This is a genomic window from Fibrobacter sp. UWCM (assembly GCF_900129735.1).
Taxonomy (GTDB): Bacteria; Fibrobacterota; Fibrobacteria; order Fibrobacterales; family Fibrobacteraceae; genus Fibrobacter.
The window spans coordinates 76,593-94,020 of the sequence record NZ_FQWR01000015.1 but is presented as its reverse complement, the minus strand read 5'-3'; the positions used below and the strand labels follow the sequence as shown (position 1 = coordinate 94,020).

Below are 17,428 nucleotides of genomic sequence, written 5' to 3'. Positions count from 1 at the left end.
ACGGAAAGTTCAAAAGTGTCTAAGTTTTCCAAGAAAGAATTCGAGGCCTACCAGAAAGTGTATCACAAGGAATGGGACCACAACGCCATGGTCGATGGCATCTTTGAAGAATTCGCGGACGAGATCAACGCGAAGGTTGATGCAGTTGCTTCAGAAAGAGTCCTTGACAAAACGCGTGAAATTGCTCGCAAGATGAAGGCGAAAAATAGACCTATCGAAGAAATTGTCGAATTCACGGGTATCCCTGCGGAACAGATAGAAACTCTGTCAAAAGGGTGAGAAAAAAATGAAACATCTTGACGGCGCGCCGATTGCGTTTGCGACCGTACACTATGGGTGTTGGGGCGCCAATCCTAAAGGCATAATCCTTTATTCCGACGGAGTCCTGTGCATATATTGAGGAGCGGGAAAAGGGAATGTTAGCCCGCAAAACTCCTTGCTACGCAAGGTTGCGGTCTAACCCTACGGGCTCGATGCTCGTTGCACTCGCATCAAGCTCATAAAGTGCCTATCGTATGCGCTTCGCGCACGGCACTTTATGCCGCACCCTCTCCCCCAAGGGGTCTCGGGTCCGGTCCCTTCCGCGAATAAACGAAAAAAGACACCGTAAAGGTGTCTTTTTCGTTTAGAGCGGGAAAAGGGACTCGGACCCTCGACCCCGACCTTGGCAAGGTCGTGCTCTACCAACTGAGCTATTCCCGCGAGGTGAGACCAATTATAGAATATTAATTTAGACTTGTCAAGGGCCTTTGCAAAGAAAATATCAAAATTTCGTGTTTTTTTCCGCGTAATTCGAAAAAACCTTCCTTTTTGCTCATGTACCCGTGCGGGAACGGCTTCGGCAGCACGTTGTAGAGGTCTTCCGAGATAAGGAATTCCTGGCCGAGCCTCGCACAGAGCGACTGTATGCGGCTCGTGGTGTTGAGGACGTCGCCGTGATAGGCCATCTCGCTGCCGAAGTTCCCGACCTCGGTAGTCACGACCGTCCCGCAGTGTGCGCCGGCCTTGAACTTGGGCGCGGCACCGTATTTCTTGATGAATTTTGGGCTTATGCGCTCCAGGCATTCGCAAAAGTCGAAGAAGCAGTCGATGGGTCGCGCCCTGTTCCTGCAGGCAGAAATGGGCCAGGTGAGGAACGCCCCGTCGCCTGCAATCTGGTAGATCTGCCCGCGGTTCTCCTCGCAGCAGTTCGAGAGGAACTTGTAGTAGTCCTTCATGAAGTTGCTGTACTTCACGTGCCCGAGTTCCTCGGCGAGCGCGGTGGAATGCCGCAGGTCTATGAACATGAAAATCAGGTTTTCCTCGAGCGGTTCCTGCGACTTGCCCAGGAGCGTATTCCAGAACACGCGCGTACCGAATTTCTTGTGCACGCTCCTCACGAACGTGATGAGGTAGGCCACCAGGAAGAACGTTATGACCTGCGCCTGTTCCGATGGGCTGTGTATGGCGTCCATGAGGGCGTAGAAGCCGTCCTCGTTCATAAGGCCTTCTCCGCTCTTGATGCGCAGCAGGAGTATGCAGAGAATCTTGCTCGTGATTATTGCCGCAAGGAAGTACAGCGAGCGTATGAGCAGGGAATGCCACACCGGGCGGCAGTCCATCTCGTCCTTTAGGATAAGGATGTCGTAGACCCCGTGCGAAAAGCCCATGAACAGCGCGAACTGCAGCATCTGGAGCACGATTCCCAGGTCGAAGTAGCCGCGCTCGGCGTACGTGACAAGCATGGAAATCCCCACTGAAGCGAGTATCCAGCAGAGCACGTAGAAGCAGACGGCGTTGAACTTTCTTTCGGTTTGGCGGGTCAGGGTTATCATGGGGCGGTCAGTGGATGAACAGGGGGAGTGACCACACCATCGCGATTAGGATAATGTCCTTGTACGAATCGTCCAGGAGAAGGGTCGATGCGAGGAAAAACGCTATCGTGGCGATAGCGAGGAAGACGAACAGGGGTATTCGCTTTTTCAACGTGGCGATAGCGAGGAAGACGAACAGGGGTATTCGCTTTTTCAACGTGGCGATGAAATTTTTTTTCTTCGGGTCTTCCATGTTTACGGATATAAATTAAATTTTTACAAAAAGTATGCCCAAAATTATCAAAAATTCTTAAAAAAGATGCTTGGCCTGTATATTCATGTCCCTTTTTGCAAGAAAATCTGCGATTATTGCGATTTTCACGCGTTTCCGGCTCCCGAATGGTTGAAGTTGGAATATTTGGACTTGGTATTGAGGGAGGTTTCCGCCTTTGCGGAAAGGCATTCGGGGGCATTTTCGGCGGTCGAGACGCTCTACGTGGGTGGCGGGACGCCTTCTGCGCTCTCGCCCGAGCAGATGGCCCGCCTTTTCGGGATCCTTGCGGGCGCGGGTCTCGATTTTGGCCGCCTGAAGGAGGCGACTTTCGAGTTCAATCCGGAATCCTGCGACGCGGAGCGCGTTGCAGTGGCCCGGGAATGCGGTATCACGCGGGCGAGTCTCGGGCTCCAGAGCCTGCACCAGCGCCTGCTCGACCGGGTGGGGCGCGCCCACAGCGTAGAAACGGGCATGCGCGCGCTGGACCTGCTCCTTTCGGGCGGGAACCTGCGGGTGAACGCCGACCTCATGTTCGACCTGCCGGGGCAATCGCTGGACGACCTTCTGCAAGACGTGGAACGGCTCGCGGGTAGCGGGGTCGGGCATATCAGCCTCTACGGGCTCAAGGTCGACCCGGCGAAGCGCCTGGGAATCCGCGTTTCCAAGGGTCTCGAGACCGTAGACGAGGACCTGTATGCGGAAATGTACCTGAAAAGCGTCGAATTGCTCGAAAAATGCGGCTTTTCGCGGTACGAGACGTCGAATTTCGCCCGCGCGGGCGAGGAAAGCCTGCACAACCTGAACTACTGGAACCGCGGGGAGTACCTGGCCTTCGGGCCGAGCGCCCACGGGTTCTACGGGGGAGTGCGGTTCTACGCCCCCGAAAAGTATGCAAGATGGCGCGATTATGTGAAAAACGGCTGCCCGAGGGAGGGGCTCACGCTCGATACGCTCACTCCCGAGGATGTTGCCGCCGAATACGTGCAACTCTCGTTACGTACAAAGTATGGAATGCGCCTTGACGGACTCAAGAAACTGGGATATTCCGTTCCGGAAGAGGCCCTTTCGAGGTGGGTTTCGGAGGGCTATGCCGAACTTTCTGGGGGCGTTTTCCGCCTAGTCGGGCGGGGATGGCTATTTATGGATACGGTCGTGCTCGATGTTTATTCCAAGATGGAATAGAAACGCCCCTCCTGTCGCCCCATTTTCCTAAAAAAAAAGATACATTTAATAATGTATTATGGTCTATACGTGTCGTATTGTCCGTTTTTGAGGTTTTTATGCAGTTCCTGAATCGAAATATCGCGTGTTTGCTCCTGTGGTTGCTGTTGCTCCCGGCAGGGCTTTTGGCGCAAGAGAAGGTGGACTGCATCGACTACTCGGGCAGTAAACCCGACGACCGTTGCGTGTACCAGCGGCTCGAGGCTGGCGCTAAGGGTGTGGGCCTGTTTGTCGTCCCTGCCGAAATGGACGCCATCCCGGCGAACGCAATTCCGAACAAGGACTTCTACGTCTATGCGCCCAAGGCGAATTCCGATTCCGTCAGCCTCACCCTCCAGAACGGCGGCGACAAGATTTCGCACATGAAGGTCGTGAACTCCGGCGAGACCGGCGTGCAGGGCGTCATCTTCGATGCGCTTTACCCCATCTACAACGTCGCGGTGGGTACCGCCCTCGAGAACGATGGCACGTACTCTATCGCCCGCGTGTACAACTACTACGTGCCCGGAGTGCAGTTTTGCGAGGATAGCAAGTGCGAAAAACCCATAAGCGACGTGACAAAAATTCAGCTTGAGGTGGGCGACTCGCTCGTGGTGTATGCCCGCGCCTTTATTCCGGTCGGCCCCGGCAAGAACCTGACCGATTCCACCCTCGAAAAGACCTTCTACATCAAGCCGCTCGAATCGGCGCTCCGCTACTACAGCCTTTCCGGCGTGGAACTGCCCCTGCGCCCGTTCGGCTACCAGATTGATTTCCGCAACGGCCGTGCGGTGTTCGTCATCCACGCGACGAAGGCGGTGATTGGCGACGATTCCCCGTTTACCATCAATTCCTATATCGACCTCACGGCGGAAGGCGACACGAACTTCATCGTGACGCAGGAATTCCCCGGCAACCTGCAGTTCGTGAACCCCGACATGCCTGTCCTGGATAGCGCGTTTATCTTCGATACCAACGGAGACGGCGCGGGTGACAGTATTGCCGCGTACTTCTCGGGCCGCAAGGATTCCGTGGACATGGAAAAGTTCTTCTATTCCTGGCCGGATGGCGACAAGCTTGTGGAACACGATGGCGAATGGAACTGGTCCAAGAAGACTGGCCTGCTTGAACTGACCAACGTGAAGTCGGATGTCCCGGAGGATTCCGGCAACGGCAAGCTGAGGGTCGACATGAAGTCGGTGAACACCGGGGCTTCCGCCAGCGCCGAGGGCACCATGATTGACAGGATTGGCCCGGTCATCCTGAAGGCGAACCTCATCAAGGGCGATGGCGCCACCGATACGCTCGAACTCTTCTACAACAAGCCTATCGACGAGTCGTGGAACGAAGGCAAGGGCTACATCCTGAACGGTACCCCGATTAACCTCGAGGCTATCAAGAAGGATGGCAAGCGCTGGGTGTTCGTGCTCGATACGGGCGTCGTGGATTTCGGCGATTCTATCAAGATTGCGACGACCTGTGCCGACAAGGCGTGCCCCGATGGCCTCGTGAAGGCGGCGGATGGTAACGAGACGGGCAAGAATAATCCTGCGGTTGTCGAGAACTCGGGCCGCATCTACGTAGATGACGAGAAGAACGCGTTCTTCGACCGCGACGGCGATGGCCGCATGGATAGCGCCTCGGTTGCGTTCGATATGCCGATTACGCGCGAGGACCTCGAGAAGATGGTCATCCGCTACTACTGGCTCGATACGAACGGGCAGGTGATTGAAATCGTGCCCGATACGGACAAACTCACGCTTTCCGAAGACGGAACCCTCGTGGGCTTTGCGCTCAACCTCAAGAAGGACGAGTACGGCATTATGGAAAAACTCACCTCCATCGACCAGGATCGTTCCAGGACGGGTGAGGAATACGGCTACGTGTCGGTTACCTACTTCGAGACGGAGAAGGGCGAAAAGCAGGAGAAGACGATGAACCTCGCGATGCACGACCGCATGGCGCCTGTCATCTCGGGTACGTTCCTCAAGCCGGAATCCTACCAGAAGATGGCGTCGGACGTGTTCTTCATCGAGTTCTCCGAGGCGATTGACTACAAGAACGTGGATGGTGCCGCTGATGCGTTCAAGTTCCACGTGGATGGCGAGTGGGTGAGCATCCCGTTCACTGCTGTCGTGTGGGCGCCCGATGGCAAGTCTGCCGAAATCCGCATGGAAAGCGGCACCCGCCTTGTGGAGCGCATGAACCCCGCCGATTCCGTGAGGTTCGATGCGTCGTGCCTGAGCTTCAAGGATAGCGAGGGCAACGGACTTTCGGGACTTGCTCCCGCAGTGATGGTCGAGGGTGACCCGCGCGTGATTACGCAGAACTACTCGTTTGCATCCAGGCAGAATATCGACGAGTCCGTGGACGAGGCGATTACCTTCGAGGTGGCTGACGGGCTTACCTCGGAAGAGGCCCACAAGGCGCTCGGCGTGCTCATGGACGTGAGCTTCGCGACTATCCTCAAGGAAGAAACTGATGACGTGGAGATGGACCTTTCGAAGATAGGCCTGGACTGGGAACTCTACGTGTACACGAACCTGGGAATGTTTGTCGCGAAGGCGTCGGAAAAAATCAAGTGCGACGACCGCGATATCTTTGATGGAAACTGTTTTGAAAACCCGCACCAGCTGTACCTGCGTTGGAACATGCGTGACAACAACGGAAGGCGCGTTGGCGTGGGTGCGTATGTCGCGCACATTAAGGTGCGCGTGTATGGTGCGAAGGAAAGTTTTAAAGTGGAAAGGTACTATAATTGGGGCATTACCGGATCCCGCAAGATTCGGTCCAAGGACTAGCGCCTTTCGGAGGTTAACACTATGAAAACGATAGTGAAGACATTACTAGCATTAGCGTTCGGCTGTGGCTTTGCCATGGCTCAAGGCACTATGGCGGCACCGGAAAACCCGGCGACCGGTATCTGGATTCAGCAGGTTGGCGATATTGTTCCTCATGCCTCCACTAAGGCAACCCTGTATTACACGAAGTATGCGAGTTATCAGAAAGACGCAGTGAAGAGCCTCCAGTACTACTACGATGGTGCGGGTTACCTACAACTGTTGCAGAAGGATACGCTTTGCGGTAAGGAAGACGGGATGAAAGGAGCCGATGGCATCGTGCACCATCCGGATGGCGACTTGCTCGTAGCGGCCCAGGGCCCGAACGTCCACAAGATTAGCAAGACTGCAAAAAAGGAAGGAACCAACGGTGGTAAGTGCCTCGTGAAGACATCGACCCCGGCGACAAGTACCGAGGGCTTTTGGCACTTGATGATGGACCCGAATCAGGAATGGCTCTGGGCGGCGGGCATTCCCGGCTACCTCTACAGGTTCTCGACCAAAATTGATTCGAACAACATTGCTGCAAGGAACTTTGCGGACAAGGGCTACAGGGTGGAACTTGTTCCTAAAAGTACAGACCGCGTGCAGCACCACAAACTGGCTACGCTTATATGGGATAAGGACGGCAATGCCTTCTTTACGTATTCCAACTATCTGGGCGGTGGCTGCGAGACGAATGCCAACACGGGAAACCCCTGTAGCGACAACCAGAAGAAATCTAATAGGGCGGGAGCCTATTTCGGCTACATCACCGATACGACCTGGACCAAGGTGACTGCGTCGAATAAGGATTCTATCGGTGGCGAAGTTAACGATTCCGTGATTACCAAGCTCGGTACGACAATCCTTATCGACTCGCTTGAAGGTGCACACGGTGGTACGTACGACCCGTATTCCGAAACGATTTTCGTGTTCGGCGGTTCGCGTATTGTGCAGATTAGGCCTTACAAGGAAGGTGGCAAGATGAAGGCCGAGGTTGTAGCCTTCATTGACCTGCGCCAGTACTTCTTCCAGGAAGATCTTAATCACCTGACGCTTCCGAGAACCAATGACGGAGGCTATGTGGGCTGGCGCCTTGACCAGGGTACGGTCGACGGCATGGGTCACCTGTTTGTGGCGAGCAATACGGGTCACCTCGTATTCGTGGACTACGCGGCGAACCCTGACAAGAAAATCAACGACAACGTGCTCGTTCACCTGCAGTGGATTGATAACTACCTCGATGACCTTGCCCCGCTTTCGGGTGCAGGTGTCGTGCGTACGGGCGCAAATACCGGTTCCGATGTCGAGGTCTCGAGCAGCAGCATCGGGTTCAGTTCTTCGCGCGTGGTGTACGAGGAATCCTCTTCCAGCGTGAATTCGAGCAGTTCCAGCAGGCCGGGAAGTTCTTCCGGTGGCAATCCTGGCACTAGTTCTTCGGGCAACAATCCGGGCACGAGTTCTTCCGGCGGCAATTCCGGTAGCAGCTCTTCCGGTGACAATCCGGGTACGAGTTCTTCCGGTGACAATCCGGGCACGAGTTCCTCCGGTGGCAACTCCGGTAGCAGCTCTTCTGGCGACAATCCGGGCACGAGTTCCTCCGGTGGCAACTCCGGCAGCAGCTCTTCCGGCGGCAATTCCGGCAGCAGTTCTTCTGGCGACAATCCGGGCACGAGTTCCTCCGGTGGCAACTCCGGCAGCAGTTCTTCCGGCGGTAATTCCGGTAACAGTTCCTCGGGTGGTAACTCCGGCAGCAGCTCCTCCAATAAGGGCGGTTCCGAGGATATCAACTTCGGGTCCAGTTCTTCCCGCGTGTATGTCGGGTTTGAGGACTTCGATGTTTCTAGCAGTGGCGGCGGTATCGACTTCTACCCGTCCGACGACAAGTTCGAGAAGGGTGATTCCATCGTTACGACTGCAACGGTTCTCCTGCCGGTGGATTCCACGGCTGGTACGGGTGTTATCAAGATTGGCGAGAACTACTACATGGAAGAAAACAACCCGGTTGCGCTCAATCTCGACCTGCACGTGAATTCCGGGCTTGACTCCGCCCAGGTGGGGCAGGTTGTCGCCCTTACGCTCGATCCGGATAAGGTGAAGGAATACTTTGGCGATGTGGACAGCCTCACGTTCGCGACGGCTTCGGGCCTTACGCTCATTGACCCCAAGAATCCGAACCCGAGCGATACCATCCGCGTGAATGCCGACGGTTCCATAACCATCTGGGTAACCGCCGACAGTGTTGTGAATGGCGGTTCCATCATCGTGCACGACCCGGGGAGCGGTACGACCATTATTATAGACAACATAAACTTCTATGACCCGATTCCGGATGCCGAACTGGGCTACATCAAGGATACCGATGGCGACCAGGCGCTCGACTACGTTGAAATCGTCCTGAAGGATACCCTGATTTCCGAACTCGAGGTATCGTCGGTGGTTCTTGTGGTGAAGGGCGATACGCTCAAGCCCAAGAGCAAGCCAACCCTGAACGGAACCCGCGACCGCATCAGCATCGATGTGGCTGACCTCGACTTCCCGGAAAAGTTCCCCGAAGACGCCTATGCGGTCATTACCTACAAGAACATCCACGACGATGTCGCGTATACGCGCGATGCCTACATTATCGAAGTCGGTAGCCGCGTCATCAAGGATGCTTTCGCCATCCGCGACGTGCACGGCAAGGATTCGCTCTTTATCGAGTTCAATATCGACCTTATCCCGAGGGACCTCGCTACGCCCGAGATGCTCGTGCTCCTGAAGCAGGAAGGCAAGCGTTACGGGTTCAACCTGGACCAGATCACCAATATCTATATGCCGACCAGGAACATGGTGATTCTCGTGGGCGAGAACATGGGCCTGAAGGGTGACAAGCGCGATAGCGTGTCTCTGCATCCGAGCGTGCAGTTCAACAACCTCAAGTATCTCACGTCCGACGAGTACGAACGCGAGGTGCCCATAACGGTCATTGACCGCCTGCCCTCTGTGGTGGACGTGGAATACAGGGATACCGATGGCGATGGCGTACTCGACCAGATAGTGACCAACTTCAGCGGCCCCCTGACCGAGACCGAGAAGAACATGCTGTATGCGACATACCCGTGGTACAGCGAGCGCGGGCTCATGATCCAGCTGCAGGCCCAGCCCGCCGACCTCAAGTTCGACGGCAAGGATTCTACCCGCGTGGTCTGGAACGTGGTCTCGACGACCCCGATTGCGAAGGGCGTCACGAGCATCAGCGAATCGCTCCCGCAGGCGACTATCTACACGTACTACGACGTGCTCGGGCAGACGTTTGTGAACGAGGAATCCGCCCCGCTGGTTGACAAGATGTCGCCGGTAGTTTCTGCGGTTACCCTCAGTTACGGCAAGAAGGCGGATACGCTCATCGTTTACTTCTCCGAGGTCATCAAGTACAAGGACCTGAAGGGTGACGACTTCTTCAGCTACATCCACGGCAAGGATACCATCGATATCAACCCGAAGGGGCTCGACTGGGCTGCCGATGGCCTGAGCGTGAAGATTATCGTCGACGGCAGCGCCTCTACGATTCTCCCGGGCGACTCGCTCATGGTGGTGCATGGCGAAAAGAGCGTTATCGAGGATAACTACGGTAACGTTGCGGGCGATGACCCGAGCCCCGTGGTGATTGCGGGCCTCCTGAACCACCTGGTGGAAGCGACCAATATGGGTACCTTCGACGGCGAAGATGAAGTGCTGCAGACCTTGAGTTCCGTGAACCTGCGCTACATGCCGAGTTCTACGACCAAGGAAGACATGGAGAAGGAGGGGGCCCTCGGGCAACTCGTGCAACTGGGCGAGCGGTTCGTGCCGCAACTCCTCGACCGCGCGCAGATTTCTGCCGATGGAACGGTGGACCCGTCCGTGCTCGATTCTCTTGACCCGGAGAAGGTGTTCATCACGTTCGTCGTGAACTACTATGACCACCTGGGACAGTACGTGAACGACACGACCATCCTGGTGCCCTGTAACAGCCCGAAGTTCGGCGGAAACTGCCTTGTCTCTGACCAGAAGCTGTTCGTGAACTGGAACTTCAAGGACCATCGCGGCCGCTTCGTGGGTACCGGCGTTTACACGGTGCAGTTCAAGATGGTTGTCCGTTACGAAAAGAAGAAGATCGAAGAAGAAATCAAGGACAAGTGGGGCGTTCGCCGCAAGAAACACAAGAAATGACGGAGTCATCCTGAGCAAGGTGTCGTAGACGCCGCGTCGAAGGATCCAGACAAGCGTATCCATGAAAATAAAGGCTTCGCAAACGCGAAGCCTTTTCTGGTTTAATGCTGGTCTAGATCCTAGCGCCTTCTTTCGGCCATCTCTTTCTTCAAGATGTCCATGACGGCGCCGAGGTCTGCTGGAGCCTTGAACACGGGGTTCGCGAACTTGGAGCAGATATTTTCGAGCTTCTTTTCGTGGTAGCCGACCTTGAACTCGGTGAACTTGAGGCCGTGTGCCGTGCTGATAACAACCACGTTCTCTTCCTTGTCGATCTTGCCTGCGGCCACGAGCTTCTCGAGGGCGCCGAGGGCCACACCTGTATGCGGGCAGCAGTAGAGACCGATGCGGTCGCCGCGGTGGGCGGCGTTCGCGAGTTCTTCTTCAGTGACGCTCACGACCATGCCGTTCGTCTTCTGGATGGCGCGTACTGCCTTCGGGTAGCTGACCGGGTTGCCGATCTGGATGGCGCTGGCGAGAGTCTTCTTTGCCTGCATGGGGACGAGCTTGTCGAAGCCGCGTTCGTAGGCCTGGTAGAACGGGTTGGCGTTCTCGGCCTGGGCGACGATAATGCGCGGAATGCGGTCGATGAGGCCCATGGCCTTGCAGTCTTCGAAACCCTTGGCGAGTGCGCTCACGTTGCCGAGGTTTCCGCCCGGGATAATCACGGTGTCGGGCACCTTCCAACCCATTTCCTGGCAGATTTCCGGAGAAATCGTCTTCTGGCCTTCCACGCGGAGGCTGTTCATGGAGTTCGCGAGGTAAATGCGGTTGTCGGCGGTGACCTGCTGCACAATCTTCATGCAACCGTCAAAGTCGGTGTCGAGGGCGAGCACGATGCTGCCGTTAGAAATCGGCTGAATCAGCTGGGCGACGCTGGTCTTCCCGGCGGGGAGGAACACGATGCTCGGGATGCCGGCCTTTGCGCAGTAGGCGCTCAAGGCTGCGGAGGTGTCGCCGGTAGAGGCGCAGGCCACGGCGTCGATTTCGTGAATTTTCTTCTTGATGATGTGGTTCACCTGGCTCACGAGGACCGTCATGCCGAGGTCCTTGAAGGAACCCGTGTGGGAGTTGCCGCAAAGCTTGACCTTCAGGCTCTTGATGCCCATTTCCTTGGCCAGCGGGGCCGCGTCAAAGAGCGGGCTCCAGCCTTCGCGCATCGTGACGATGTCTTCGAGCGGCATGTCGGGGAGCACCATTTCGCGCTTGCTCCAGATGCCGCTCATGTCGGCCGGTTCAAAGCTCATGCGGCGTTCGGCGAAGAGCTTCTTCCATTCGTCGGGGCTCTTGCTGGCAAGGGCTGCACGGTCGTGTTCGACTTCCAAAAGGCTGCCGTCCACCTTGCTGCGGTAAATGACGTCGGTCAGCGGGTAGGTGTCGTCCCCGTTGATGTTCCTGAAATGCGCGTTGAATTGGGCCATAATGTCCTCTTGATTTTCGGGGACAAATATAGTAAAAAGGGGCAAATTTTCTATATTATAGGGCGAATTTTAGACTAGATTCGGAGAACCGAGTGAAAAAGAGAAAATTTGTTCTATTGTCCTTTTTGGCTGTAATGGCGTTAACGCTGTCGGCGTGCCTGTTCGATTCCGAGGATACGGCGCTCAGCGGCTGGCTTAGAGACCAGGGCATGCCCGATAGCTACAAGGTCCAGACTGTTACTATAGAAGACCTGACTCCGGTGTCGGCGGAGGCGTTTGCGGGCAGGACCGTTTTCCCTGCGTACGACAGGACAATCTTCGGCACGCAGGCGGGGCTCACGCACGACCTCGTTCTCGATATCGCGTTCAGGGATTCGGCTTTCATCGATTCTCTGTCCAAATCGGATTCCGCGGCGGCGTTCGTTACCCTGTTCGTGCTCAATCCGTTCTATTCTGCGAAGTATTTCCCGGCCGATTCTCTCCCGTACAAGGAAACGCTCGACCTGAAGGTGGAATGGAAACTCGATGTGGGCAAGGGCAAGCCCAAGGCTTTTGTCGATAGCATCAAGGACATCTCGGATTCCGCCTGGCGTGAAAGCCTCATGGAATGGGTGGCGGACAATTCCGCCGATACCACGTATGAACTTTCCATTGATGCAAAGGATTCCCTCGTGAAGATTCCCATGCCTTCTGCGCTGGTCGAGGACTTGAAGAAATCGGGCTCCGCGACGCACCTGCAGTTGCGCCTTTCCGCTCCTGAATCCAAGCGAGCCTACCGTATCTACGGTACGGGGACTGGGCTGCCACCCTTCATGCGTGTGAAGACGTTCTCCGATACCACCTACAAGAACTTTGTCGCTTTCCGTATGAGTGAAGTTGTTACATACAATGATACCTGCGACGGATGCCTGTTGCTGCATGGCGGCGTGCTCGATTCCATCGTGGTGGAGTACCCTGTCGATAAGGTTCTCGAGGCGCTCTCGGACTTTTACGGCGATGCCTTCCCCTTCGACGAGGGTGACGGCAACGACGTGCGCCAGGCGGTGGTGCTTGCGCAGATAACCTTCCCGCGAGACGATTCCGAGGGCATAAATGAACTGGGACTGCCCATCCAGGTTGTGGTGGGCACGTTTATCGATAGCCTGGGCACGGAAGTCCGCAAGATGGAAGAATACAGGCTGAACCGCAAGATGATTGTGGAATCTGGTCACCCGAACATCGTGTTCTTCGATGGAGATTCGCTCTCGTTGCAGGTGACCTACGGCATGCGCGACGTTATCAACCAGGCAAAGAGCGGGCACAATCTCAAGATGATGGTGCGCCTCGGCTACCCGACGCTCCAGGCGAAGGATTCCGCCTACGTGGACTACGCCTTCAAGGATTCGACGACAGGCAAGACGGATACGTCGTATGTGTTCTTTAGCCATTTCGATTACGCCCGGTACGACTTCGGTACATCGTTCAGCAAGCCGGCAACGCTCAAGCTCTGGCTTGCTACCAAGCGCGGGGGTGAAGAATGAAAAAGATTCTAGGATTGATTGTTTGCCTTGCCGTGTTTACGCAGGCGTCGATGATTGGTCTCGATGCTCTCGGTGAAGAACAGACTGTGGGCGGTTCCGTCGCTGCGGCAGGCCGCGGTTTTGCCGGCGGTGCAAAGACGGGTGAATCCGAAGGGCTTTCCGTCACGAACCCGGCACGCATGGCCTTCGATACCAAGGTCGTGTTCAACCTGAACTTCCTGCTGGACCTCTATACTGCAGAAGCTCACGGCAAAAGCTACTTCACGAAGAACATCGCCATGCCCTCGTTCAACCTCTCGTTCCCGATGGGCGATTTTGGCGCGTTCGGCGTGTCCCTTTGGCAGCACTATTCTTCCGTTATCCGCGAGGAGATTTCCGATTCCGCATTATCTGCCAACGCGAAGATTGAATACAACGGAAGCGTCTACGAGATTGTGCCGACATACGCGGTGCGTCTCCCGTACCTCCGCAATGTTTCTCTGGGTGCGTCCATGCATATCGTGATGGGGAGCATGAAGCGCAGCCTTACGCTTGGCCCGAACAAGGAATCCGTTGCCGAAGAAGACCTGTGGGCCACCAACAACAGGGAAATTACGGACTACGTGGAAGGCTCGTGGGAAGTTGAGCATCACCCCGGCTACTATACCGGCTCCGTGCAGTATCGCGGTCGTCAGTCCTCGTTCTACTTCTCGTACACGACGGGCTATACGCTTTTGAACGAACTGGAATACAACTTCCGGTTCTCGGAAATTGATACGCTTGTGCCGAGCGAGATTGACCGTCGCATCGAGGTCCCCGCCATGTTTGCGACCGGTGTCAACTACCGCCTTGCCAAGAGGCACAACGTGATGGCCGACTTGCAGTGGCGCGCCTGGGACAAGGACATCGATAACGTGGGGCATAGCTACGACATGCGGAGCGTGACCAAAACGCAGAACGACTTTGTCGCGTCCGTAGGTTACCAGCGCGATGGCAGTGGGCTGTACTACGACCCGTTCTGGGACAGGATTACCTACCGTGCAGGCGCATGGTACAAGAACTGGTACATCGAGGACGTTTACGAGGTGGGCGGTTCCATTGGAGCGAACTTCCCGCTGGGCAGGAAGGGTATCGCCGTGGACCTCGCGCTCCAGGGCGGCAAGCGCTTCTCTGAATCCGAGGGCAACTGGGATGAAGTGTTCTTGGGAATCCGTCTCGGCTTGATGGGTATCGGCAGCTGGGGACAGTCCCGCAGGTAGATTTTCGAAGGAGGCTAGTAATGGCTACGAAAAAAACAGCAAAGACTAAGGCCACCAAGAAGGTGGTGGAAAAGGCCGTCAAGGAAACGACCTCCAAGATAACGAAGGCGGTGAAGACTGCCGCCAAGGAAGCCGAAAAGGTGGTAGAAAAGGTCGCGACGAAGACCGCTACGGCAAAGAGTGCCGCAAAGACTGCGGTAAAGACCGTCGCGAAGACCGCCACGCAGACTGCGGCGAAACCCGTTGCAAAGATTGCCGCGAAGGTGACGGCGAAGGCTTCTGCGAAGTCTGCTCCGAAGGCATCGGAACAGACCGATGTGGTGCTGAAATCTACCGCAAGGAAATCTGCAAAGTCGGTGAAGGTCGCCGCTCCGAAGGCCGCCGCGAAGCCCGTGACGAAGACTGCCAGCATGGCGCAGAACTTCGACCCCGAATACCTCGTGCTCATGCAGAAGGACCCGAACTGGATGCAGGCCTTCTGGGAAGTTTCCGAGGACCGTATCAAGCGCGCCAAGAAGGGCAAGGGCAAGCTGGTGCTCCGCCTGTTCGATATTTCGGACGACCTCACCGTGAAGCGCAGCAAGAAGCGCAAGTTCCACGACGTGGTGGTGCCCGCCGATGCCCGCAGCTGGTATGTGGAAAACAAGGCTACCTCCAATACGGTGGCCGTGCTCGGCTTTGCCGAAGGCAAGAACTTTATGCCGCTCGTGGAATCCGTCCCGGTGCAGGCCTACTCTCCGGAAGGTTCCCAGGTGAACGTGGACGACGTGTTCGTGAAGGCGTCCCTCGGCGGCGCCGCCATGGGCGGTTTCGGCAGTTCGGGACTTTCGAGCATGTCCGCGAAGAACTGGCTCGAAAACGCACTCGGCACGCTTTCCAGCTCCTCGGGTTCCATGTTCTCGGGTGCACTTTCCAGCGCCGCCCTCAAGAGCAACAAGCTTGAACTCCCGAAGGATTCCGTGAACTATGGGAAGGATTTCTTCCTGTGGGTCAAGACCCGCTTGATTGTTTACGGTGGAACCCGCCCGGATGCACACCTCCAGGTGCGCGGCGAACCGTTCCCGCTGAACCCGGATGGCACTTTTAGCTTCGAAGAAGACCTGCCGGATTCTACGAAGATTATCCCGGTGTTCGCTACCGACAAGGATGGCGACTTCCCGACAACGATTGTCCCCATTGTGGTGAAGCGCACGGAGTAGGCTAGCCTGCTCTAAACCCACGAGGGCTAATTGTCCGCGCCCGGTAAAATACACCTGCTGCTGCACGCGCACCTTCCGTTCGTGCGCGAGCCCGAATATGACCGGTTCCTGGAAGAGAACTGGTTTTTCGAGGCTATGGCGGAAACATACCTGCCGCTAATCCAGATGCTCCGCCGCCTGCAGGAGAAGGGCGTGCCGGGAACGCTCAACCTGAGCGTTTCCTCTGCGCTCCTCGCGATGCTTACCGACAGCTTGTTGCTCGAAAAGTTCACGCGCCATCTGCACATGCAGATGGAACTCATCGAGAAGGAACGCGAGCGTGCCCGCGGGAACGATGACATTGCGACTGTGGTGGATTTTTACTACCGGCGACAGGTTGCGCTTATTGACACGTGGGAACGCGACTGCGGTTGCGAGATTATACCTGCGCTAAAGCAACTCGAGGAATGCGGCAAGCTCAACCTCCTTACCTGCGTGGGGACCCACCCGTTCTTGCCGGCGTACCAGTCCGACGTGCAGGCAATTAGACTGCAGCTGGGCGTTACCGTGCGTGCATTTGAAGAAGCCTTCGGGCGCAGGCCCAGCGGGCTTTGGCTCCCCGAGTGCGGGTACTTCGAAGGTCTTGACCGCCTTCTCGCCGAATTCGGGTTCAAGTATTTCTTCCTCGAGACCCACGGCGTGCTTTTGGCAAAGCCCGCGCCCAAATACGGAGTATTTGCGCCAATAAAGACCCCTGCGGGGCTTTATTGCATGGGCCGCGAGCAGGCGAGTTCCATGGAAGTATGGAGCCGCAAGACAGGCTACCCGGGGCACCCCGAGTACCGCGAGTTCTTCAAGGACATTGCAGGCGAACGCGACCGCAGCTACCTGGGCGATTACTTCATGGCGGGCGATACTCCCATCGAGACCGGCCTCAAGTACTACCGCATTACCGGGAGCGAAGACAAGCAGATTTACCGCCCGTGGAACGCGATGCGCCTGGTCGAGGACCACGCGCGCCTCTTCGTGGCGAACCGCGAGGCGACCGTCACCGAACTCCTCCCGAACATGGAAGGCAACAAGGTCTCCATCCTGTGCCCCTACGATGCGGAACTCTTTGGGCACTGGTGGTTCGAGGGCCCGCTGTTTATCGAGAAGATGTTCGAGCGCGCCGCCGCATCCAATACGGTAGAGATGGCCTCTCTCGAAACCACGATGTATTCCTCCTGCGACGAGGCGGTACATAGCCCGATATTCTCCTCATGGGGCGAGGGAGGTTTCGGTGAAGTCTGGATGAACGACGAGGTGAGTCACGCGTACCCGCTATTCTTCCGCATGCGCGGCATGATGGAAGAGTTTCGCCGCGCGCTCGTTGCCCGCGAGAAGAAGGGCAAGACCGCGCAGACCCGGCTGTATCGCAGGTATTACGCGCAAATGGCCCGCGAGCTCCTGCTGTTCCAGGCCTCCGACTGGGCGTTTATGATTCACAACAAGTCTGCGGCCGACTACGCGCGCTTCCGCGAGAACACGCACTACAGGAACGTGTGCGCCCTCTACGCCGCCGCGATGACCGGACTCGCGATGGGTCGCAAAAAGCCCGATACTTCGCTCCTCGTAAAACTCGAGAATCAGGACAATATCTTCCCCTGGATCGGGGAATTGCTCTAAAATAGGACTAAACGCCCTGTTTTTGAGCGCTTAGTCCTATCGAAGAGGCTTTTTTGCTCCAGTTTTTTATTCAACTCGCCA

Annotated in this window: 10 protein-coding genes, 1 tRNA gene and 1 pseudogene; 8 read left to right on the top strand and 4 right to left on the bottom strand. The window is 56.3% G+C overall.

Going from position 1 to position 17,428, the window contains the following annotated elements:
* Positions 1 to 279: pseudogene (locus tag BUB22_RS10745) on the top strand (hypothetical protein); the annotation flags it as partial.
* 350 nt (positions 280 to 629) lie between these two features.
* On the opposite strand, the gene BUB22_RS10740 reads toward BUB22_RS10745, so the two are convergent.
* The 3 genes from BUB22_RS10740 to BUB22_RS10730 form a co-directional block, all read right to left on the bottom strand.
* Positions 630 to 702 (bottom strand) — tRNA-Gly (locus BUB22_RS10740).
* A 23-nt stretch (positions 703 to 725) separates the two neighbouring features.
* Positions 726 to 1,814 (bottom strand): adenylate/guanylate cyclase domain-containing protein, encoded by a 1,089-nt coding sequence (locus BUB22_RS10735; RefSeq protein WP_072808830.1) that lies wholly within the window; start codon positions 1,812 to 1,814, stop codon positions 726 to 728.
* Between the two features lie 7 nt (positions 1,815 to 1,821).
* On the bottom strand, positions 1,822 to 2,010 hold the full coding sequence (locus tag BUB22_RS10730; RefSeq protein ID WP_175547284.1) for a hypothetical protein: 189 nt from the start codon (positions 2,008 to 2,010) through the stop codon (positions 1,822 to 1,824).
* A gap of 102 nt (positions 2,011 to 2,112) precedes the next feature.
* On the opposite strand from BUB22_RS10730, the gene hemW reads away from it, so the two are divergent.
* From hemW to BUB22_RS10715, 3 genes are all read left to right on the top strand, one after another.
* Complete coding sequence (hemW, locus tag BUB22_RS10725) at positions 2,113 to 3,249, top strand: radical SAM family heme chaperone HemW (RefSeq protein WP_073115123.1); 1,137 nt, start codon at positions 2,113 to 2,115, stop codon at positions 3,247 to 3,249.
* 98 nt (positions 3,250 to 3,347) lie between these two features.
* Positions 3,348 to 6,068 carry a hypothetical protein gene (locus BUB22_RS10720; RefSeq protein WP_139258968.1) on the top strand — a complete coding sequence of 907 codons (2,721 nt, stop codon included), beginning with the start codon at positions 3,348 to 3,350 and terminating at the stop codon, positions 6,066 to 6,068.
* A 21-nt stretch (positions 6,069 to 6,089) separates the two neighbouring features.
* The gene (locus BUB22_RS10715) at positions 6,090 to 10,283 is read left to right on the top strand and encodes a hypothetical protein (RefSeq protein ID WP_139258967.1); all 4,194 of its coding nucleotides are present in this window, start codon (positions 6,090 to 6,092) and stop codon (positions 10,281 to 10,283) included.
* 119 nt (positions 10,284 to 10,402) lie between these two features.
* Here BUB22_RS10715 and thrC read toward each other — a convergent pair whose 3' ends face one another.
* Positions 10,403 to 11,743, bottom strand: coding sequence for a threonine synthase (thrC, locus tag BUB22_RS10710; protein ID WP_073115120.1), 1,341 nt, complete (start codon positions 11,741 to 11,743; stop codon positions 10,403 to 10,405).
* Positions 11,744 to 11,877: 134 nt separating this feature from the next.
* On the opposite strand from thrC, the gene BUB22_RS10705 reads away from it, so the two are divergent.
* From BUB22_RS10705 to BUB22_RS10690, 4 genes are read left to right on the top strand one after another with little or no spacing between them, the layout of a single operon-like run.
* Positions 11,878 to 13,263 carry a hypothetical protein gene (locus BUB22_RS10705; protein ID WP_083535504.1) on the top strand — a complete coding sequence of 462 codons (1,386 nt, stop codon included), beginning with the start codon at positions 11,878 to 11,880 and terminating at the stop codon, positions 13,261 to 13,263.
* The gene (locus BUB22_RS10700; RefSeq protein WP_072808816.1) at positions 13,260 to 14,501 is read left to right on the top strand and encodes a porin family protein; all 1,242 of its coding nucleotides are present in this window, start codon (positions 13,260 to 13,262) and stop codon (positions 14,499 to 14,501) included. Before BUB22_RS10705 ends, BUB22_RS10700 begins: the two co-directional genes overlap by 4 nt.
* A 20-nt stretch (positions 14,502 to 14,521) precedes the next feature.
* Positions 14,522 to 15,700, top strand: a complete 1,179-nt coding sequence (locus tag BUB22_RS10695; protein WP_073115118.1) for a DUF4912 domain-containing protein — start codon at positions 14,522 to 14,524, stop codon at positions 15,698 to 15,700.
* 30 nt (positions 15,701 to 15,730) lie between these two features.
* Positions 15,731 to 17,347 (top strand): glycoside hydrolase family 57 protein, encoded by a 1,617-nt coding sequence (locus tag BUB22_RS10690; RefSeq protein WP_073115117.1) that lies wholly within the window; start codon positions 15,731 to 15,733, stop codon positions 17,345 to 17,347.
* Positions 17,348 to 17,428 lie beyond the last annotated feature (81 nt).